At 66.6% G+C, this 18,540-nt stretch carries 18 protein-coding genes; 7 read left to right on the forward strand and 11 right to left on the reverse strand.

The genetic code is table 11. The annotated features are described in order from the left end of the window. Positions 1-23: 23 nt before the first annotated feature. A complete protein-coding gene (locus tag ACE3P0_RS10620) occupies positions 24-893 on the forward strand; it encodes a helix-turn-helix domain-containing protein (protein ID WP_374402588.1) in 870 nt (289 codons plus the stop codon). Between the two features lie 6 nt (positions 894-899). On the opposite strand, the gene ACE3P0_RS10625 is transcribed toward ACE3P0_RS10620, so the two are convergent. From ACE3P0_RS10625 to ACE3P0_RS10635, 3 genes are read right to left on the reverse strand one after another with little or no spacing between them, the layout of a single operon-like run. After that, positions 900-2,111, reverse strand: a complete 1,212-nt coding sequence (locus ACE3P0_RS10625; protein WP_374402589.1) for an RtcB family protein — start codon at positions 2,109-2,111, stop codon at positions 900-902. A gap of 2 nt (positions 2,112-2,113) precedes the next feature. Continuing rightward, positions 2,114-4,930, reverse strand: coding sequence for an excinuclease ABC subunit UvrA (gene uvrA, locus ACE3P0_RS10630; RefSeq protein ID WP_374402590.1), 2,817 nt, complete (start codon positions 4,928-4,930; stop codon positions 2,114-2,116). 37 nt (positions 4,931-4,967) lie between these two features. Further along, on the reverse strand, positions 4,968-5,570 hold the full coding sequence (locus ACE3P0_RS10635; protein ID WP_374402591.1) for a transglutaminase family protein: 603 nt from the start codon (positions 5,568-5,570) through the stop codon (positions 4,968-4,970). Positions 5,571-5,648: 78 nt separating this feature from the next. On the opposite strand from ACE3P0_RS10635, the gene ACE3P0_RS10640 reads away from it, so the two are divergent. Both ACE3P0_RS10640 and ssb read left to right on the forward strand, forming a co-directional pair. After that, positions 5,649-7,016, forward strand: coding sequence for an MFS transporter (locus tag ACE3P0_RS10640; RefSeq protein ID WP_374402592.1), 1,368 nt, complete (start codon positions 5,649-5,651; stop codon positions 7,014-7,016). After that, positions 7,016-7,540: a single-stranded DNA-binding protein gene (gene ssb / locus ACE3P0_RS10645; protein WP_374402593.1), complete on the forward strand. Its 525-nt coding sequence runs from the start codon at positions 7,016-7,018 to the stop codon at positions 7,538-7,540. Before ACE3P0_RS10640 ends, ssb begins: the two co-directional genes overlap by 1 nt. Before the next feature lie 130 nt (positions 7,541-7,670). Here the strand turns inward: ssb and ACE3P0_RS10650 are convergent, their stop codons facing one another. The 3 genes from ACE3P0_RS10650 to ACE3P0_RS10660 all read right to left on the reverse strand — a co-directional run bounded on the left by ACE3P0_RS10650 (position 7,671) and on the right by ACE3P0_RS10660 (position 10,025). Beyond that, positions 7,671-7,970 carry an HU family DNA-binding protein gene (locus ACE3P0_RS10650; protein ID WP_281391266.1) on the reverse strand — a complete coding sequence of 100 codons (300 nt, stop codon included), beginning with the start codon at positions 7,968-7,970 and terminating at the stop codon, positions 7,671-7,673. A 103-nt stretch (positions 7,971-8,073) separates the two neighbouring features. Beyond that, on the reverse strand, positions 8,074-8,301 hold the full coding sequence (locus ACE3P0_RS10655; protein WP_172202432.1) for a hypothetical protein: 228 nt from the start codon (positions 8,299-8,301) through the stop codon (positions 8,074-8,076). Positions 8,302-8,420: 119 nt separating this feature from the next. Next, positions 8,421-10,025, reverse strand: a complete 1,605-nt coding sequence (locus tag ACE3P0_RS10660) for a response regulator (RefSeq protein WP_374402594.1) — start codon at positions 10,023-10,025, stop codon at positions 8,421-8,423. A gap of 156 nt (positions 10,026-10,181) precedes the next feature. Between ACE3P0_RS10660 and rapZ the strand changes: the two genes are divergently transcribed. The 4 genes from rapZ to mgtE all read left to right on the forward strand — a co-directional run bounded on the left by rapZ (position 10,182) and on the right by mgtE (position 13,491). After that, a complete protein-coding gene (rapZ, locus tag ACE3P0_RS10665; protein ID WP_374402595.1) occupies positions 10,182-11,024 on the forward strand; it encodes an RNase adapter RapZ in 843 nt (280 codons plus the stop codon). Positions 11,025-11,039: 15 nt separating this feature from the next. After that, positions 11,040-11,429 (forward strand): NusG domain II-containing protein, encoded by a 390-nt coding sequence (locus ACE3P0_RS10670; protein ID WP_374402596.1) that lies wholly within the window; start codon positions 11,040-11,042, stop codon positions 11,427-11,429. Next, the gene (locus ACE3P0_RS10675) at positions 11,410-11,943 is read left to right on the forward strand and encodes a Gx transporter family protein (protein ID WP_374402597.1); all 534 of its coding nucleotides are present in this window, start codon (positions 11,410-11,412) and stop codon (positions 11,941-11,943) included. The genes ACE3P0_RS10670 and ACE3P0_RS10675 overlap by 20 nt, the downstream gene beginning before the upstream one ends. Before the next feature lie 102 nt (positions 11,944-12,045). After that, positions 12,046-13,491, forward strand: coding sequence for a magnesium transporter (mgtE, locus tag ACE3P0_RS10680; RefSeq protein ID WP_374402598.1), 1,446 nt, complete (start codon positions 12,046-12,048; stop codon positions 13,489-13,491). A 24-nt stretch (positions 13,492-13,515) separates the two neighbouring features. Here the strand turns inward: mgtE and ACE3P0_RS10685 are convergent, their stop codons facing one another. From ACE3P0_RS10685 to ACE3P0_RS10705, 5 genes are all read right to left on the reverse strand, one after another. Further along, positions 13,516-14,280 (reverse strand): substrate-binding periplasmic protein, encoded by a 765-nt coding sequence (locus tag ACE3P0_RS10685; protein ID WP_374402599.1) that lies wholly within the window; start codon positions 14,278-14,280, stop codon positions 13,516-13,518. Between the two features lie 68 nt (positions 14,281-14,348). Continuing rightward, positions 14,349-15,572, reverse strand: a complete 1,224-nt coding sequence (locus ACE3P0_RS10690; protein WP_374402600.1) for an MFS transporter — start codon at positions 15,570-15,572, stop codon at positions 14,349-14,351. A 100-nt stretch (positions 15,573-15,672) separates the two neighbouring features. Next, positions 15,673-16,956: a glutamate-1-semialdehyde 2,1-aminomutase gene (gene hemL, locus ACE3P0_RS10695; RefSeq protein ID WP_374402601.1), complete on the reverse strand. Its 1,284-nt coding sequence runs from the start codon at positions 16,954-16,956 to the stop codon at positions 15,673-15,675. Positions 16,957-17,027: 71 nt separating this feature from the next. Further along, positions 17,028-17,651, reverse strand: coding sequence for a thiamine phosphate synthase (gene thiE / locus ACE3P0_RS10700; RefSeq protein WP_374402602.1), 624 nt, complete (start codon positions 17,649-17,651; stop codon positions 17,028-17,030). Next, on the reverse strand, positions 17,648-18,472 hold the full coding sequence (locus tag ACE3P0_RS10705; protein WP_374402603.1) for a hydroxymethylpyrimidine/phosphomethylpyrimidine kinase: 825 nt from the start codon (positions 18,470-18,472) through the stop codon (positions 17,648-17,650). The genes thiE and ACE3P0_RS10705 overlap by 4 nt, the downstream gene beginning before the upstream one ends. Positions 18,473-18,540: the final 68 nt, after the last annotated feature.

Here is an 18,540-nt window from a genome sequence, read left to right on the forward strand (position 1 = left end):
TTTTCGGTGCGGAGATTGTTGCTTTGCGTCCAGTTCGCGAGTATGTCGGCGACCCTACGGCCGCGGCTTCGTGGCACCTGCTCGCCAGCCCACAGACCGAAATCCCCTTCGAGTGGCACTACCACCCGGAATACGAGCTGACACTGACCATCAACGCGCGCGGCCAGCGCTTCGTTGGCGACAGTGCGGCGGAGTTCGGCGCCTGCGATCTGGTGCTGATCGGCGCGAACTTGCCGCACGCTTGGTCGGTGCACGACCGCCTCGACCGGCGCAGTCCGCTGACGCTTCGCGTGTGCTGGTTCTCGCAGGCCCGGCTCGATCATCTGCTGGCCGGCTGCCCGGAGTTGGCGTCGCTTGCGCGGCTTTGCGCACGTGCCGCGCGTGGCCTCGCCTTTCCAGCCTCAGTCGCGCAGCGGCAGCGCGATGCGATCCTGAAGCTGGCGGAATTGTCCGAAGCGCGGCGACTGCCCGCGCTGCTCGATGTGCTGATCCAGCTCGCCGAAGAGTCGGAGGCATGTGAGCTCGCCAGTGGGCATTACGCCGGCTGGGTTCAGACCGACCCGCACAACGAGCGCCTCACGCGCGTGCTGGCGCAGCTTCACGAGCATTTCGCCGAGCCGGCCGACATCGCCGATCTCGCCGCCCGTGCTGCGTTGTCGGTCGGCGCCTTTCACCGCTTCTTCCGCCGCCACATGCGCATGACGGTCACCGCCTACGTCGCCCACCTGCGCGTGGGTCGCGCCTGCCAGGCGCTGATCGAATCGGAGCGCCCGATCGGCGTGATTGCTGCGGAAGTCGGCTACGCCAACCTCGCTCACTTCAATCGCCAGTTCCGCGCGATCCGGGGCACCACGCCGCGCGAGTTCCGTGCGCGCTTCCGGGCGCCACGCTGAGGGCCATCAGCCCTTCACGCACACCACCTGGCGCAGCGTGTGCACGACTTCAACAAGCTCGCGCTGCGCGTTCATCACAGCGTCGATGTCCTTGTAGGCCATCGGGATTTCGTCGATCACGTCGGCGTCCTTGCGGCATTCCACACCCTGCGTGGCGCGTACCTGATCGGCCACGGTGAAGCGGCGTTTGGCCTCATTGCGGCTCATCGTGCGGCCGGCGCCGTGGCTGCACGAACAGAACGCTTCTTCGTTGCCGAGCCCGCGCACGATGAAACTCTTCGCGCCCATCGAGCCAGGGATGATGCCGAGGTGCCCCTTCTGCGCTGACACCGCGCCCTTGCGCGTGATCCACACCTCGGCGCCGAAGTGCGTTTCGCGTTGCACATAGTTGTGGTGGCAATTCACCGCTTCGAGTTCGGCGCTGAAGGGTTTGCCGATCACGTTGCGCGCGGCGGCGATGACGGCCTGCATCATCAGCACCCGGTTGCGGCGCGCAAAGTCCTGCGCCCAGCCGACTGCCTCGATGTAGTCCTTGAAGTGCGGGCTACCTTCCTCGAAGTAGGCGAGTTCGCGGTCCGGCAGATTGGCGATGTGCTGGCGCATGTCGGCCTGCGCGAGTTCGATGAAGAGGTTGCCGATCGCGTTGCCGACCCCGCGCGAACCCGAGTGGAGCATGAACCAAACCTGGTCGGCCTCATCGAGACAAACCTCGATGAAGTGGTTGCCGGTGCCCAGCGTGCCCAGGTGCTTGTGGTTGTTGGTGCGTTCCAGGCGTGGGTACTTCTCGGTGATGCGCCTGAAGCCGGCGTGGAGTTCCGTCCACATCGCGTCCACCGCCTTTGGCGGCGTCTCCCACGCGCCCGGATCGCGCCGGCCCGGGGCGCGCCCATGCGGCACCGCGCGCTCGATTGCGCTGCGCAGGCCGTGCAGACTCGTCGGCAGATCGGCGGCGGTGAGCGTGGTGCGTGCCGCCATCATGCCGCAGCCGATATCGACACCGACGGCCGCTGGAATGATCGCGCCACGCGTCGGGATCACGCTTCCGATCGTTGAGCCCTTGCCCAGATGCACATCCGGCATCACCGCGAGGTGACGGAAGATGAAGGGCATCTTTGCGGTGTTCATCAGCTGCTTGCGCGCGTCGTCCTCGACCGGCACGCCGTCGGTCCACAGCTTGATCGGGCGGCCGCCGGCGACCTCCAGGATCTGGTGCGCCATCGCTACTTCAGCAAGCGCTTGAGGTACTTGCCGGTGTGGCTGAGGGGGTGGGCGGCCACGGCTTCGGGCGGGCCGGCGACGAGGATGCGGCCACCGCCGGCGCCACCTTCGGGGCCGAGGTCGATCAGCCAGTCGGCGGTCTTGATCACGTCCAGGTTGTGTTCGATCACGACGATGGTGTTGCCGTGGTCGCGCAGGCGTGCCAGCACCTTCAACAGCATCTCGATGTCCTGGAAGTGCAGGCCGGTGGTCGGTTCGTCGAGGATGTAGAGCGTGCGGCCGGTGTCGCGCTTCGACAGTTCCAGCGCGAGTTTCACGCGCTGCGCTTCACCGCCTGAAAGGGTGGTGGCGCTCTGACCGAGGCGGATGTAACCGAGGCCCACGTCGAGCAGGGTTTCGAGCTTGCGCGCGACGGTCGGCACGGCATCGAAGAAGGCGTGGGCTTCTTCGACCGTCATGTTCAGCACCTCGGCGATGGTCTTGCCGCGGTAGCGGATCTCCAGGGTTTCGCGGTTGTAGCGCTGGCCGTGGCAGACGTCGCAGGGCACGAACACGTCGGGCAGGAAGTGCATCTCCACCTTGATCATGCCGTCGCCCTGGCAGGCCTCGCAGCGCCCACCCTTCACATTGAAGGAGAAGCGCCCCGGCCCGTAGCCGCGTTCGCGCGAGGCCGGCACGCCGGCGTACAACTCGCGGATCGGGGTCAGCAGACCGGTGTAGGTGGCCGGGTTGGAGCGCGGCGTGCGGCCGATCGGCGCCTGGTCGACGCTGATCACCTTGTCGAAGAACTCCAGCCCTTCGATGTCGTCGTAAGGCGCCGGCTCGGCGACCGAGCCGTAAAGGTGCTTGGCGGCGATGGCGTACAGCGTGTCGTTGATCAGCGTGCTCTTGCCGGAACCGGAGACACCGGTGATGCAGGTGAACAGCCCCACCGGCAGTTCCAGCGTTGCATGCTTGAGGTTGTTGCCGCGCGCGCCGCGCAGGTAGAGCTGGCGCTGCGGATCGGGCGACTTGCGCTCACCCGGCAGCGCGATCGTGCGCCGGCCGGAGAGGAAGGCGCCAGTCGCCGAATCCGGGTGCGCCTCGATCTGCGCCGGCAAGCCGTGCGCGATCACCTGGCCTCCGTGCTCGCCGGCACCGGGGCCCATGTCGACCACGTAGTCCGCGGCGCGAATCGCGTCTTCGTCGTGCTCGACCACGATCACGGTGTTGCCCAGATCGCGCAATCGGGCCAGCGTGCCGAGCAGCCTGTCGTTATCGCGCTGGTGCAATCCGATCGAGGGTTCATCGAGCACATACATCACGCCGGTCAGGCCAGAACCGATCTGACTTGCGAGCCGGATACGCTGCGCTTCGCCGCCTGAGAGTGTGTCGGCGCTGCGTTCGAGCATCAGGTAATCGAGGCCCACGTCGATCAGGAACTGCAGCCGTGCCGAGATCTCGTGCACGATCTTGTCGGCGATCTGCGCGCGATGGCCTTCGAGCTTCAGCGTGTCGAAGAACCGTTTGCAATCGGCCAGCGCGAGGCGGCCGACCTGCGGCAGCGTGCGATCGCCGATGAATACATGGCGCGCCTCTTCGCGCAGGCGCGTGCCTTCGCAGGCGGGGCAGGCCTGGTGGCTGCGGTATTTCGCGAGTTCTTCGCGCACCGCGATCGAATCGGTTTCGCGGTAGCGGCGCTCCAGGTTGGGCACGATGCCCTCGAAGCTGTGCTCCTTCGTAACGTTGCGCCCGCTCTCTGATAGGTACTTGAACGCGATCTTCGTTTTGCCCGAACCGTACAGCACGATCTGCTGCATCTCGGCCGGCAGCTCCTCGAAGGTCGCGTCGATGTCGAAGCCATAGTGCGTCGCGAGGCTCTGCAACATCTGGAAGTAGAACTGGTTGCGCCGGTCCCAGCCGCGGATCGCGCCGCTGGCGAGCGACAGATGCGGGAAGGCGACGACGCGCGTCGGGTCGAAGAACTCGACCGAGCCGAGGCCATCGCACTTCGGGCAGGCGCCGACCGGGTTATTGAACGAGAACAGCCGCGGCTCCAGTTCCGCGATCGCGTAGCTGCACACCGGGCAGGCGAAGCGCGCGGAGAAGAGGTGTTCCTTGCCGTCATCCATCTCCACCGCCAGCGCGCGGCCTTCGGCGTGCGCCAGCGCGGTCTCGAAACTTTCGGCCAGGCGCTGGCGCGCATCGGCGCGCACCTTGAGGCGGTCTACGACGATGTCGATCGAATGCTTGCCGGTCTTTTCGAGTTTCGGCAGTGCATCGATCTCATGCAGCGTGCCGTCGATGCGCAGGCGCACGAAGCCCTGTGCGCGCAGCTCGGCAAACATGTCTTCGAAGCTGCCCTTGCGCTCGGTCACCACTGGCGCGAGCACCATCACCTTGGTGTCCTCGGGCAGCGCGAGCACGGTGTCGACCATCTGCGACACGCTCTGTGCCGCGAGCGGCAACTTGTGTTCCGGGCAGTGCGGCTGGCCGGCGCGGGCGTACAGCAGGCGCAGGTAGTCGTGGATCTCGGTGACGGTGCCGACGGTCGAACGCGGGTTGTGGCTGGTCGCCTTCTGCTCGATCGAGATCGCTGGCGACAGGCCTTCGATCAGGTCGACGTCCGGCTTTTCCATCAGCTGCAGGAACTGCCGCGCGTACGCCGACAGCGATTCGACATAGCGGCGCTGCCCTTCGGCGTAGAGCGTGTCGAACGCCAGCGAGCTCTTGCCCGAGCCCGACAGGCCGGTGATCACCGTGAGCCGGTTGCGCGGGATGTCGAGCGAGATGTTCTTCAGGTTGTGCGTGCGCGCACCGCGGATCTTGATGTCGTCCATGAGCGTTCTTCGATTCCCTTGCCGCGCTTCGGCGCGTCTAGGTCGGGGCGCCGACGGTTCGCAGCGGCGCCTCGATGTCGGGCAGGTTCAGGAACACCTGCTCGATGGTGGAATGGCGGGTCAATGCGTCGACCACGGCCTGCAGCGGTTCGGCGTACAGGCCTTCGATGTCTTGTTCGGCACCGCCCCGGATCGGGAAGGCGAGGTGTTCGTGCGGCGGCGTGAAGCGGGCGTCTACGCCGGGTTTGTTGCCGCGGGCGTCGATGCGGTACCAGCCGTGGTCGGCCAGGTAGACCGCGTTGAGCCCATGCAGGCAGTACGGCTCACCGCTATCGCCAACCGGCAGGCGCTGGTAGCACAGCGCCGCGGGGATGCCGTTGGCGCGCAACAGGGCGGCCAGCAGATGGCTCTTCGCGTAGCAATAGCCAGTGCGGTGTGCGAGCACTTCGGAGGCGCGCAGCGTCACCGGCCCGCTGCGGTAGTCCCAACTGTGGCGGATTTCGTCGCGCACAAATTCGAAGCAACGCCGTGCGATCGCCTCGTCGCCACTACCCGCCTCAACCGCGAGCTGCTGCGCCAGCGCGTGTACGGCCGGTGTTTTCCAATCAATGCTGGAGCTGGACGCGAGGTAGGGAGTCATTCGATGCGCGAACGCGGGATGGCCGGGAAGGGCAACCTGCTAATATACGCAACTCGCTGATTCAAAGCCATTTTCCCGATGTCCTCCCCGTTCTCCGACCGCATGAGTGCGCAGGAACGCCGCGCCGGCGCCACGCTGGCCGCGATCTTTGCGTTGCGCATGCTCGGGCTGTTCCTGATCCTGCCGGTGTTCTCGGTCTTCGCGAAGACGCTGCCGGGCGGGAACGACCTGCAATGGGCCGGGCTGGCGCTGGGCGCCTTCGGCATGGTGCAGGCGATCTTCCAGGTGCCCTTCGGTGTCGCGTCGGACCGCTTCGGCCGCAAGCCGGTGATCGTTTTCGGCCTGCTCATGTTTGCTGCCGGTTGTGCGCTGGCCGCCTGGGCGCCCAACATCGGCTGGATGATCGCGGCGCGTGCGCTGCAGGGTGCTGGCGCGATCTCCGCCGCGGTATCGGCGCTGGCCGCCGACCTCACCCGCGAGCAGCATCGCACCAAGGTGATGGCGATGATCGGCTCGACGATCGGGCTGGTGTTTGCCGTGTCCCTGGTCGCTTCGCCGGCGCTGTACCAGTGGATCGGCATGCACGGCATGTTCCTGCTGACCGGGGCCTTGTCGCTGCTGGCGATCCCGGTGTTGCTGCGCGCGGTGCCGACGCCGCCGCACATCGAGACCGCGATGCCGCGGGTGCCGCTTGCCACGGTGCTGACCGAACGGCAGCTGATGCCGCTTCATTTTGGCGTGTTCGCGATCCACATGATCCAGATGGGCATGTTCCTGATCGTGCCGCGCATCCTGGTCGAGTCCGAACACCTGCCGCTGGCCGAGCACTGGAAGATCTACCTGCCGGTGGTGCTGGCTAGTTTCGTACTGATGGTGCCGGCGATCATTTACGCCGAGCGCAAACGCCAGATGCGGCGCGTGCTGTTGGCGTCGATTGCGCTGCTGGCAGCCACGCAGCTCGGTTTTCTGTTGGTGCAGGATGCGTTCTGGCCGATCGTTGGCCTGCTGTTCCTGTTCTTTGTCGCGTTCAACATTGTTGAGGCCTCGCTGCCCTCGCTGGTGTCGCGCATCGCGCCGCCGCAGGCCAAAGGGGCGGCGCTGGGCGTCTACAACACCTCGCAGTCGATCGGCGCGGCGCTGGGCGGCGCGGCGGGCGGGGCAGTGGCCGCCCACTTCGGGCCGCATGCGGTGTTTGCCGGCACCACGCTGTTGGCCTTGATCTGGTGGCTGTGGGCGCGCAGCATGCGCAACCCGCCGCAGCTGACCGAACGCGAGATCGCGATTGATCCGCATATCGAGATCGCCAGCTTCCGCCACGAACTGCTCGCGCTGCCCGGCGTGCGCGAGGCCATCGTCATCCCCGAGCGGCGGATGGCATACTTGAAGATTAATCTTGAGCGCTGGGATGAAGCATCCCTGCGCCGTCTTACTGGAGGGAAAGCCTGATGGCTTCTGTGAACAAGGTGATCCTCGTCGGTAACCTCGGTGCCGACCCGGAGACCCGCTACGCCCCGAGCGGCGACGCGATCTGCAATATCCGTATCGCGACCACCGACACCTGGCGCGACAAGGCCACCGGCGAAAAGAAGGAAGCGACCGAATGGCACCGCGTCGTGTTCTTCTCGAAGCTGGCGGAAATCGCCGGCCAGTACCTGAAGAAGGGCTCGTCGGTCTATATCGAAGGCCGCCTGCAGACGCGCAAGTGGCAGGACAAGGAAGGCCGCGACCAGTACACCACCGAGATCCGTGCCGATCAGATGCAGATGCTCGGCGGCCGCCCCGGTGGTGAGGGCGGCGGTTCGCGCGGTGGTTACAACAGCGGCGGCGACGACTACAACCAGGCGCCGGCGCCGCGCGGTGGTAATCAGGGTGGCGGCAATGCACGCCCGGCGCCGCGTCAAGCCCCTGCGCCGGCACCCAGCCAGGGCGGCGGCAACTTCGGCGACTTCGACGACGATATCCCGTTCTGAAAACGGGGCCGCGATCGGGAACGGAGCCTGCGGGCTCCGTTTTTGTTTGCCGATGCCACAAAAACAAACGCCCCGCAGGGCGGGGCGTTGATCCGTTCGGCCAGCAGCGGCTGGCCGATACGAGGGCCGATTACTTGTTGACGGCGGCCTTCAGCTTGGCGCCGGCGCTGAACGTCGGGGCCTTCGAGGCGGCGATCTGGATCGCTTCGCCGGTCTTCGGGTTGCGGCCGGTACGGGCGGCGCGCTTGCTGACCGAGAAGGAGCCGAAGCCAACCAGCGAGATTTCGTCGCCAGCGGCGAGGGTTTCGGTCACGACATCCAGCAGGCCGTCGAGGGCTTTGGCGGAGTCGGTCTTGGTGAAGCCGGTCTTGGCGGCCAGCGCGTCGATGAGTTCGGATTTGTTCATGATTCGGGTTCTTTTCCGGGTTATGTGAAAAGCGTGTGGCCACGCCGGAAGGGGATGTTATCCCATGACGGCGCGGAATGGCGTTGCAAAGCTTGAAAACCTTGGGCTTGGCACGAAAAAAACCGTGTCAACCGTTTGCAGGGCGGGCCAGCCCGCGCCAGCGGCGAATGCCTCGTACGCTGCGACGCAAGTCTATGCCAAATACGCGGCGGAACTGCCACCAGCCGCGATCGCCGCCCAACACCGCCCATTGTGCCATTTGCTGCTCGCCATCTTCGGTCTGGACCTCGTACCAGCCGTCACGCACCGGGGCGGTGTTGGCCGGGAACCATCCAGTCAGTCTGGGCTTGCGCATTTTGCCTCCACTTGAAATGTGGGCACTTCCTTCACCCGGGCCGTGCTGCGCGGCCGTATTTGACGACGATATCCCCTTCTGAAGCATAGCGCCGGCGCGTCGTGCCGGCTGTCCTGCCCTCAATCGGTGGCGGGCGCATTCTCGCTGCTCTTGCGGGTTGTCGGCTTGTGCCGGTCGCCGCCGTTTCGAACCGCGATCCGGTCGTAGCGGATATGCGCCTGGATCACTTCCCGCTCGCGCGGTGCGGCACTGAACGCATCGATCAGCAATTCGCGGCATGTCGCGGCGTGCTCGGCGTCCCAGCCGCTGTCGAGCGTATCGAGTGCCGCGGCGAGCGCTTTCAACAGCCGCGCGGTTGCTTCGGGGTCGGCCTCGGCACTGGGCGGTGGCATGGCGATCGGCGTGCTGGGTGCCGCCGCATCAGCCGGTGGCGCGCTGGGTTTGATGCGGCCGAGCCGTCGCCGCAGGCTGGCGTCCAGTTGTTCTGCGCTGTCGTCGATCCGTTCGGCCACCTTTAGCGCGTCGTCGTGGCGTCCGCTCTCGATGCAGACCTCGGCCAGATCCACCGAGATCGCTGCGGCGATTTGCGGGCTCGCGGCGTGGGTTGTCAGCGCACGATCGATCGCGGCGCTTGCGGCATCCAGTTGGCCTTCGTCCCGTCGGAGGCGCGCTTCTGCAACATCGCCCGCGATGAGGCCTTCAGGGCTTTCCGAGTGCGCGACGCGCATCGCCCTGAGGCGTTCATCGGCTTCCTTGCGCGTGCTTTCACCAGCGAGGTTTTTCAGCAGCGTCAGGTGGTCGTCGATCTTGGTGCGCGCACTCTTCTGTGTACGGTCCACGACCTTGCGCATCGCACCGGCGGCCCGCTCGCGATCGCCGGTTTCGGAGGCGAGCTTGCCGAGGTGGCGAAGGCGCTCAAGGTTGGCGGGGGAGAGTGCGTCGGCGCGTTCGAGGTAATCCATCGCGGCGGCCAGATCGCCGCGCTGCTCGTGCGTGCGGGCAAGGAAGTCGTATACCGACAGGAATTCCGGGCAGTCGAGGTTGAGCCGGGTCGCTTCGTCCGCCGCTTCATCAAGCTGGCCGCGCTTCTGCAGCACCATTGCGTAGCCCATGCGCGCCCATGGAATCGCGCGCTTGGTCGAGACGCTGGCGTAGATCTCGGCCGCCTCGTCGATGCGGTCCAGCGTGAGCAGGGCCTCGGCCTTGATGCGCTGGGCATCCAGCGTATGGTGGCTGTTGCTGGCGATGACCTTGTCGCAGGCGGCGACGACGCCCGGGTAATCGTGCTCGGCGAGCCGCAGGAACACATCCTTGAGGATCTTCTTCTTCATCAGCGCGGCCATCACCCGATGGCTCAGGTCGTTGGCCGAGAAGGGCTTGATCAGGTAATCGTCGGGCGCGAATTCGACCGCGGAGATCACGCGCTTGTAGGTGCGTTCGCCGGTCACGATGAGGAACACCGAGGACAGCGGCAGCAGGCTCTGGTAACGCAGGTCTTCGAGCAGCTCGACGCCATCTTTCTGGTTGTCGAGGTGGTGATCGCACAGCACGACGTCGAAACTGCCGCTGCGGCATTGGCGCAACAGGTCGGTCGCGTTGGCGGCCATACTGGCTTGCTGGATGCCGATCAGTGCGAGTTGCGTGCGCAGCCACGTACGCACCGAGCCTTGCTGGTCAGCGATCAACACGCGGATCTGAGACAGGTCGAGGTGGGGCAACTGCATGCGGCCGGCTCCCTTCGAGGCGCTTGGGGGTGGCTGGTCTGGCCGCACCCAAGGGTATTAACGGCAGCGCAAGCCCGTTGCTTGATCGCCATGTGCCTGACAGGCTGCCGGGCTTCCGCTATGCTCGGGACACCCCCGTGCCGACCCCCCGACACCATGCAACTGATCCTGATCTCCGGCCTTTCCGGTTCCGGCAAGAGTATCGCGCTCGCGGTCCTCGAAGACGCCGGCTACTACTGTGTCGATAACCTGCCCGCCCCGCTGCTACCGGGGCTCGTCGCGCATCTGCGCGAGGCGGGCTACGAGCGCGTCGGCGTCGCGGTCGACGTGCGCGGCGGCGCCAGCCTGCAGGCGCTGCCCCAGACGATGGCGGCCTTGCGCGGCGAGGTCGAGGATGTCCGCTTCATCTTCCTTGAAGCGCGCAACACCACGCTGATCGCGCGTTTTTCGGAGACCCGCCGCCGCCATCCGCTGGCCGACGACGGCGTGACGCTGCTTGAAGCGATCGAGCGAGAACGCGATGCGCTGGAAGCCGTCGGCGAACTGGGGCAGCGCATCGATACCAGCGATCTGCATCCGAACACCCTGCGCGTGTGGCTGAAAGACCTGATCCAGGCGTCTCCAGCGCAGGGGCTGACGCTGCTGGTGGAATCCTTCGGCTTCAAGCACGGCATTCCGCTCGATGCCGACCTGGTGTTCGACGTGCGCTGCCTGCCCAACCCCTTCTACGATCCCGCGCTACGGCCGCTGACCGGGCGTGACCAGCCGGTGATCGATTTCCTGTGCGCACACGAAGACGTCGGCCGCATGGTGCAGGACATCGGCAACTGGCTCGCCAACTGGCTGCCGTCCTACATGCGCGACAGCCGCGCGTATCTGACGCTGGCGATCGGCTGCACCGGCGGGCAGCACCGCAGCGTCTACATTGCCGAAACGATCGCCGCGCGCTTCCAAGGTCAGGTGCGGGTGCTGCTGCGGCACCGCGCGCTGAAGTCCTGAGCCGGGCGGGCGGCAGTGCGGCTTGCGGTGCGCGACTGGCTGGCCTTGGTGCGGCCGGGCGACTACCTCGTGCTGGTGCTCGCCGTAGTGCTGGTAGGCATGCTCGGACTGCATTTCTGGCGTGGTGGCGCTGCCGACCGGGCGGAGATCCGCGCCGCGGGCAAGCTGTTCGCCACGGTGCCGCTGTCGGCGCCCCAGCTGATTACCGTTCCCGGCCCGCTGGGCCTGACGAGAATCGAAATCGATGTCGGACGTGCCCGCGTTGCCAGCGATCCGGGGCCGCGCCAGTATTGTGTGCGGCAGGGCTGGCTCACGAGCGCCGGTGCGGTCGCGATCTGTGCGCCGAATCAGGTCACGCTTGCCTTGCTGGCGCGCCAGCCCGCCTATGACTCGCTCGGTTATTGAACTCACGCCGGATGCGTCGGACATCCGCGTCGCCCGCTTCGCCACTGCGGCGATCGTACTGTCGCTAGCCGAAGCGGCGATCCCGCTGCCGCTGCCGGGCGTGAAGCCGGGCCTTGGCAACATCGTCGTGCTGATCGTGCTGTGGCGCTGGGGTTGGCGCGATGCGGCTTGGGTCGCGCTGCTTCGGGTGTTTGCCGCAAGCCTGCTGCTCGGCCAGTTTCTCGCGCCTGGATTCTTTCTTGGCCTCAGCGGCGCCCTGGCAAGCCTTTGCGCACTGGGTGGTGCGGTGCATCTGCCGCGCCGCTGGTTCGGCCCGGTCACGGCAAGCCTGCTGGCGGCGTTTGCGCATATCGGCGCGCAACTGGTCGTCGCGCGGCTGTGGCTGGTGCCGCACGACGGCGTGTTCGCGCTCGCGCCGATTTTCGCGCTGGCGGCGCTGGTGTTCGGCCTCATCAACGGGCTCGTCGCGGCACGCATGCTGGTCGAAATCGAGGCCGCCGCCACGCCGGCCTGAACGTGCCATACCGCTTCGCTTGTGCGGCGCGGCAAATCGTTCGCGGTTGTCACACGAATCCCGTACACTCCGCACTCCCTTAAGCCTGCCGGCGTAGTGAAGATGGCAGAAGTCCACGAAACCCCGCATCACAGCGACGACGTACAGCAACACCTCCGCGAGGTGCAGGCGGCGCTCGCCCGTCACAAGGTTGTCGAGGAGCTGGTGCATCGGCAGGAAATGCCCAAGCACGAGCTCGTCGAGAACCTGGTGCACAAGCAGCACTTGGCCGAGCTCGCGACGCGCCTCGACAAGCTGCACCCGGCGGATATCGCCTACATCCTCGAAGCGCTGCCGCTCGACGAACGTCTCGAAGTCTGGGATCTGGTCAAGGCCGAGCGCGACGGCGAGATCCTGCTTGAAGTCTCGGATGCGGTTCGCGAATCGCTGATCGAGACGATGGACCAGGCCGAGCTGGTGGCCGCGGCCGAACAGCTCGACGCCGATGAACTCGCCGACCTCGCGCCTGACTTGCCCAAGCAGGTCATGGAGGACGTCTATCTCGGCCTGGACGCCGAAGCGCGCGAGCAGCTGCGCGCGGCGATGTCCTACCCCGAGGATTCAGTCGGCGCGCTGATGGACTTCGACATGGTGACCGTGCGCGAAGACGTCAGTCTTGAAGCGGTGCTGCGCTACCTGCGCCGTTTTGACGAGCTGCCTGACCATACCGACCTGCTGTTCGTGATCGACCGCAAGGAACGCCTGCGTGGCGTGCTGCCGGTCGGGCGTCTGCTGATCAACGACCCCGAGGTGGTGGTCAGCGACATCATGCTGACCGAACACCTGACGCTGGAGCCGGGCGACTCGGCCGACGAAGCGGCGATGGCTTTCGAGCGCTACGACCTCGTCTCCGCGCCGGTGGTGGATTCGCACCATCGCCTGCTTGGCCGCCTCACGGTGGCATCGGTGCTGGACTTCGTGCGCGAATCGTCGGAAGCCGAACTGCTCGGCCAGGCCGGCCTGAAGGAAGAGGAAGACATCTTTGCGCCGATCGTCGACTCGGTGAAGAACCGCTGGCGCTGGCTGGCGATCAACCTCGTCACCGCCTTCATCGCTTCGCGCGTGATCGGTGCCTTCGAAGGCTCGATTCAGAAGCTTGTCGCGCTGGCGGCACTGATGCCGATCGTGGCGGGCATCGGCGGCAACTCGGGCAACCAGACGATCACGATGATCGTGCGTGCGATCGCGATGGGGCAGGTGTCGGCTGAACACGGCAAGCGTTTGTTTCGCAAGGAGATCGGTGTCGCGCTGTTCAACGGCATCGTGTGGGGCGGCCTGTTGGGCCTCGCCGCGATCCTGCTCTATCGCGACATCAAGCTGGGCATGGTGCTGACGGCCGCGATGACCTTGAACCTGTTGCTTGCCGCCTTCATGGGCGTCACGATTCCGATGACGTTGATGCGTTTCGGCAAGGACCCCGCGGTCGGTTCCTCGGTGCTGATCACCGCGGTGACCGATTCCGGTGGCTTCCTGATCTTCCTCGGGCTGGCGACACTGATCCTGCTGTAGCCATGCCGGCTGTGTGCGGCCGCCTCAGTCGCGCTGCGGCGCCTGTTTGAAGATGCGTTGGTAACTGCCATTCTCGACCAGGCGGGTCCAGGCGCTGCGCAGGCGGTCCAGCGTTTCGCGCGGGGTGGCCGGGTTCGCAGCGAGGTAGAGCGTGAGTTTCATGCCCAGCGGGATCGTCGGTTCGAACTGGCTGCAGTCGAGTTGTTCGGCGCGGCAGTAGGCCTCCAGGCTCCCCGCCGCGATCGGCGCGTAGTCAACGCGGCCCAGGCTCAGCAGGCGCATCGCCTGTCGGTTATCGGTGGTGTCGAGCAGCTCGGTCTGCGGCGTGAAGCCCTGTTGCAGCAGATACACCTGACGCGCATCGCGCGGCACCACCGCGATCGTGTGCCCGCGCAGATCCGCCAGCACCTGCGGCTGCAGATCGGTGCGGCGCTTGAGCTTGTAGAGCCGGTGCTCCAGCGTGCCAAGCGGGCCGATCCACTGAAACGCCGCCTCGCGTTCGGCGGTGCGACCGATCGGATAGACCAGCACGGCGTTCTGCGTTGCCGCCGTCTGCATCACCGCGTTCCAGGCGCGCAGATCGAGCCGGTAGTCGAGCCCGGCTTCTTTCAGCAAGGCTTCGACGAACTCGGTCGAGGTTCCCACGACTTGACCGTCGCGCAGGCTGCTGTGCGGCTGCAACTCTTCGGTCATCACCAGCAGATCGCCAGCGACCGCGCCACGCGGCGCCAGTCCGGCGACCAGCGCAGCGGCGGCAACAAGAATGCGGACAACGGCTCTGGCAGGCATGGTGGCTCCGGCGATGCGTCGGGTCGGAGTCTAAGTGCTGCCGCAGATTCCGGCGAGCGCCGCTGCGCTCAGGCCGTGGCAGTACGCAGCACCGGCGCTTCGCGGATCGGCAGATTTACCAGCGCTGCGGCGCCGGCCAGCGCGATGTCGGCGTACCACATTGCGTCGTAGCTACCGAGGCGCGTGATCGCGATGCCGCCGAGCCAGGCACCCAGAAAACCGCCGATCTGGTGCGACAGCAGGGTCAGCCCGAACAGCGTCGCAAGATAGCGGTGGCCGAACAGCTTGCCGACTACCGCCGCCGTGGGTGGCACCGTGGCGAGCCAGGTCACACCGAGCCCGGCAGCGAAGAGATAGAAGGTCAGCGGCGTTTTCGGCGCGATCAGATAGAGCGCCACCAGCAGCGCGCGCGAGCTGTACATCCAGAACAGCACGTATTTGCTGCGCATGCGCTGCACTGCCCAGCCGGCGGCAAGGCTGCCGAAGATGTTGGCCAGCCCGATGATCGCCAGCGACCAGCTCGCCACATTGCCCGGCAGGCCGCACAGCTGCACTTCGCCCGGCAGGTGGGTGACGAGGAAGGCGATGTGGAAGCCGCAGGTGAAGAAGCCGGCGTGCAACAGCAGGTAGCTGCGGTCGCCCATCGCATCGCTGATCGCCGCGCGCAGGCCGCGGTCAGCCGGTGCGTGAGGGGCCTGGGGCTGCGCTGTGGCGTGGCGATCAGCGACCAGTGGCCGGATCAGCGGCAGCGCGGCGAGCGAGATCAGCGCGAGCGAGAACATCGCCCCCATCCAGCCGAAGCCGCCGATCAGGCGCTGCACCAGCGGCGCGAAGACGAACTGGCCGAAGGAGCCGCCGGCGTTGATGATGCCTGATGCCATGCCGCGTTTTTCCATCGGCAACTTGCGCGCCGCTGCGCCGATCAGTACCGAGAAGCTGCCTGCGCCTGCACCGGCGGCCGTCAGCACGCCGATCGCCAGCGACAGGCCGAAGGCGGACTGCATCAAGGGTGTCAGTGCGAGCCCAACGGCCATCAGGAAGGTGCCGCCGACCAGCACGCGGCCCGGCCCCCAGCGGTCGGCAATCGCACCCGCCACCGGCTGCGCCGCACCCCACATGAACTGGCCGATCGCCATCGCGAAGCTGATCGTGACGACGCCCAGCCCGGTCGCGCTGTTGATCGGCGACACGAAGAGCCCCATCGACTGCCGTGCGCCCATCGTGATCATCAGGATCGCGGCGGCTGCGAGGGTGACGGTCCACCAGGTGCGGGCTTGGGTCGGGGTCAGCATGGCGGCTCCGTTCAGGGAAGGCAGCGATTATCGGGGCCGCGCCGTGCGGTCGCCATCCGTACCGATACGGAGGCGACAATGCCGCCCCCGTTCGCGTCGATCAGCCGAGGCCGGCGAACACCGCGTCGGCAGCGGCGACGGTTGCCGCAACGTCGGCTTCGGTGTGGGCCGCCGACACGAAACCAGCTTCGAACGAGGCCGGCGCGAAGTAGTGGCCGGCATCCAGCATGCCGTGGAAGAAGCGGTTGAAGCGCGCTTTGTCGCAGGCCATCACCTGATCATAGGTGCTCGGCAGCGCGTTAGCGAAATAGAGCCCGAACATACCGCCGACCGCTTGCGCGCAGAAGGCGACACCGTGCTGCTTCGCCGCTGCGGCAAGGCCGTCGGTGAGCTGCTTCGTACGCGCCGACAGGTTCTCGTAAAAACCCGGCCCGCTGATCAGGCGCAGGGTCTCAAGGCCCGCCGCCACCGCCACCGGGCTGCCCGACAGTGTGCCAGCCTGATACACCGCGCCGAGCGGCGAGATCTTTTCCATGATCTCGCGCCGGCCGCCGAAGGCGCCCACCGGCATGCCGCCGCCGATCACCTTGCCCAGCGTCACCAGATCGGCGTCGATGCCGAACAGGCCTTGTGCGCCTTTCGGGCCGACACGGAAACCGGTCATCACTTCGTCGAAGATCAGGATGCTGCCGTGCTTCGTGCACAGCGCGCGCAGCGCGTCGAGGAAGGCGCGGCTGGGCATCACGAGGTTCATGTTGCCGACCACCGGTTCCAAGATCACGGTGGCGATCTCGCCACCGTGGTTTGCAAACACTTCTTCCAGCGCGGTGACATCGTTGTAGGGCAGCACGATGGTGTGCTTGGCGAAGTCCGCCGGCACACCGCCCGACGAGGGGTTGCCGAAGGTCAGCAGGCCCGAGCCGGCCTTCACCAGCAGGCTGTCGGCGTGGCCGTGGTAGCAGCCTTCGAACTTCACGATCGCGTCGCGGCCGGTGAAGCCGCGCGCGAGCCGGATCGCGCTCATCGTCGCCTCGGTGCCGGACGACACCAGGCGCACCATGTCGAGGTTGGGCACCAGGCGGCACAGGGTTTCGGCCATCTCGACCTCGATCTCGGTCGGCGCGCCGAACGACAGCCCCAGCGCGGCTTTCTCCTGCACTGCGCGGATCACGTCCGGATGCGCATGGCCGAGGATCGCCGGGCCCCAGGAGCCGACGTAGTCGATGTATTCCTTGCCGTTCGCATCCCACAGCCTGCTGCCGGCCGCACGGGCAAAGAAGCGCGGCGTGCCGCCGACGTTGCGGAAGGCGCGGACAGGCGAATTGACGCCGCCGGGAATGCTGCGCTGGGCGCGCTCGAAGAGTTCTTGATTGCGATCGGACATGGTCGGGACTCGGGAATGCGATTTCGAGGCCGGCGATTGTCTCACCGCCGGGCGTTCGCGTCCCGCGCCGATCAGCGGCCGGCGAAAAGGGCCGTGTAGGCGACGGCGCGCTGGCGCGGGTCTGGCGATTCGTAAAGGTCGCTGATCACCGCGAGCAGGTCGGCGCCGGCCGCGACCAGGGCGCCACCGTTTTCCGCAGTGATGCCACCGATGCAGGCGACCGGCTTGCCCAGCGGGCGCGCCTTGCCGAGCAGCGACATCGACGCGGGGGGCGCATGGGGCTTGGTCGGTGATGCGAACATCGCGCCGAAGGCGACATAGTCCGCGCCGTTTTCAGCTGCGCTGCGGGCGCGTTCGAGATCGTCGTAACACGAGACGCCAAGGATCGCGTGGGCGCCGAGCTGCGCGCGCGCGGCCGCCAGTTCGCCATCGTCGCGGCCGATATGTGCGCCGTTCGCGCCAATCGCGGCAGCAAGCGCCACATCGTCGTTGATCAGCAGCGGCACGCCATGTTGGCGGCAAAGCGCGAGCAGCGCGCTCGCCTGGGTGTGGGCGAGCGCTGTGTCGGCCGCCTTGTTGCGGTATTGCAGCAGCACGGCGCCACCCGTCAGGACCGCGTCGGTCACCGCAAGCAGGCGTCCGGTGTCGCGCCAGTCCGGCGTGATCGCATACAGCCCGCGGCGCAATGGTGTCATGACTTGCTCTCCGTGCGGCGGTCCGGAATCCGTCGCCCCATGCCGAGTTGCGGAGCTTTGGCGAGCGTCTGCCATGCGTAGCTTTGTGCGTTGCCTACGGCCTCGGGGAGCCCGTCCTTGCGCGCCAGCCGGGCGGCGATCGCGGCCGACAGCGTGATGCCGGCGCCAAGGTAGCTGCCGGGCAGGCGCTCCCACGCATCGGTGCGCACCACGCCGCGGATGCCGTAGAGCGTGTTGATGACCTGTCGCGTTGGTTCGTGGCTGCCGGTGATCAGCACATGCTCACATCCGGAGTCGAGCAGGATCTGCGCGCACTCGGCCAGCGAACGGCTGTGCTGTGCGTCGTCCTGCTGTTCGTCTGCCAGCAAGCGAGCCTCGATGCTGTTCGGAATGAATAGCGCGCACTGCGGCAACAAAAGTTCACAAAGTGCGCCGATCAGGTCCTCGTCGATCTGGCCGTCGTCGCGACCGCCGTAAAGGTCGGGGTCCAGCACCACCGGCAGGTTCGGGTAATCGGCGACCAGCGCTGCGACCATTGCCGCGGTTCGTGCGTCCGCCAGCGTGCCGACATGGAAGGCGGCAACCGGCAGATCTTCAAGCACTGCGCGGGCTTGCTCGTCGATCAACTCTGCATCCACGGGCCAGAACCGCTCCACGGATCGCGTATCGCGCACGCTCAGGCCGGTCGTTACGCAAGCGGCATGTGCACCGGCCGCCGTGATGGCGAGCGCAGCCCCGACGTTGCCGCCACCCCCGGAAGGGTCGCTGCAAGCGAGGCTCAACACGACTGGAAGTGTCGTGGCGTGGGGCGGGGAGGGCATCGGGGGACGGCGGGCGGGGCCGCGAAATGCGGTAAGATCGTGAAATCTTAAATGAATTTCATAAAGAA

Origin of the sequence: Niveibacterium sp. (assembly GCF_041909475.1) — a bacterium.
Taxonomy (GTDB): domain Bacteria; phylum Pseudomonadota; class Gammaproteobacteria; order Burkholderiales; family Rhodocyclaceae; genus Niveibacterium.

Coding starts and splice junctions, on each gene's coding strand:
- ACE3P0_RS10625 (WP_374402589.1), bottom strand. CDS start 2,111: ATGGCGCACCAGATCCTGGAGGTCGCCGGCGGCCGCCCGATCAAGCTG.
- uvrA (WP_374402590.1), bottom strand. CDS start 4,930: ATGGACGACATCAAGATCCGCGGTGCGCGCACGCACAACCTGAAGAAC.
- ACE3P0_RS10635 (WP_374402591.1), bottom strand. CDS start 5,570: ATGACTCCCTACCTCGCGTCCAGCTCCAGCATTGATTGGAAAACACCG.
- ACE3P0_RS10640 (WP_374402592.1), top strand. CDS start 5,649: ATGTCCTCCCCGTTCTCCGACCGCATGAGTGCGCAGGAACGCCGCGCC.
- ssb (WP_374402593.1), top strand. CDS start 7,016: ATGGCTTCTGTGAACAAGGTGATCCTCGTCGGTAACCTCGGTGCCGAC.
- ACE3P0_RS10655 (WP_172202432.1), bottom strand. CDS start 8,301: ATGCGCAAGCCCAGACTGACTGGATGGTTCCCGGCCAACACCGCCCCG.
- ACE3P0_RS10660 (WP_374402594.1), bottom strand. CDS start 10,025: ATGCAGTTGCCCCACCTCGACCTGTCTCAGATCCGCGTGTTGATCGCT.
- rapZ (WP_374402595.1), top strand. CDS start 10,182: ATGCAACTGATCCTGATCTCCGGCCTTTCCGGTTCCGGCAAGAGTATC.
- ACE3P0_RS10675 (WP_374402597.1), top strand. CDS start 11,410: ATGACTCGCTCGGTTATTGAACTCACGCCGGATGCGTCGGACATCCGC.
- mgtE (WP_374402598.1), top strand. CDS start 12,046: ATGGCAGAAGTCCACGAAACCCCGCATCACAGCGACGACGTACAGCAA.
- ACE3P0_RS10685 (WP_374402599.1), bottom strand. CDS start 14,280: ATGCCTGCCAGAGCCGTTGTCCGCATTCTTGTTGCCGCCGCTGCGCTG.
- ACE3P0_RS10690 (WP_374402600.1), bottom strand. CDS start 15,572: ATGCTGACCCCGACCCAAGCCCGCACCTGGTGGACCGTCACCCTCGCA.
- hemL (WP_374402601.1), bottom strand. CDS start 16,956: ATGTCCGATCGCAATCAAGAACTCTTCGAGCGCGCCCAGCGCAGCATT.
- thiE (WP_374402602.1), bottom strand. CDS start 17,651: ATGACACCATTGCGCCGCGGGCTGTATGCGATCACGCCGGACTGGCGC.
- ACE3P0_RS10705 (WP_374402603.1), bottom strand. CDS start 18,472: ATGCCCTCCCCGCCCCACGCCACGACACTTCCAGTCGTGTTGAGCCTC.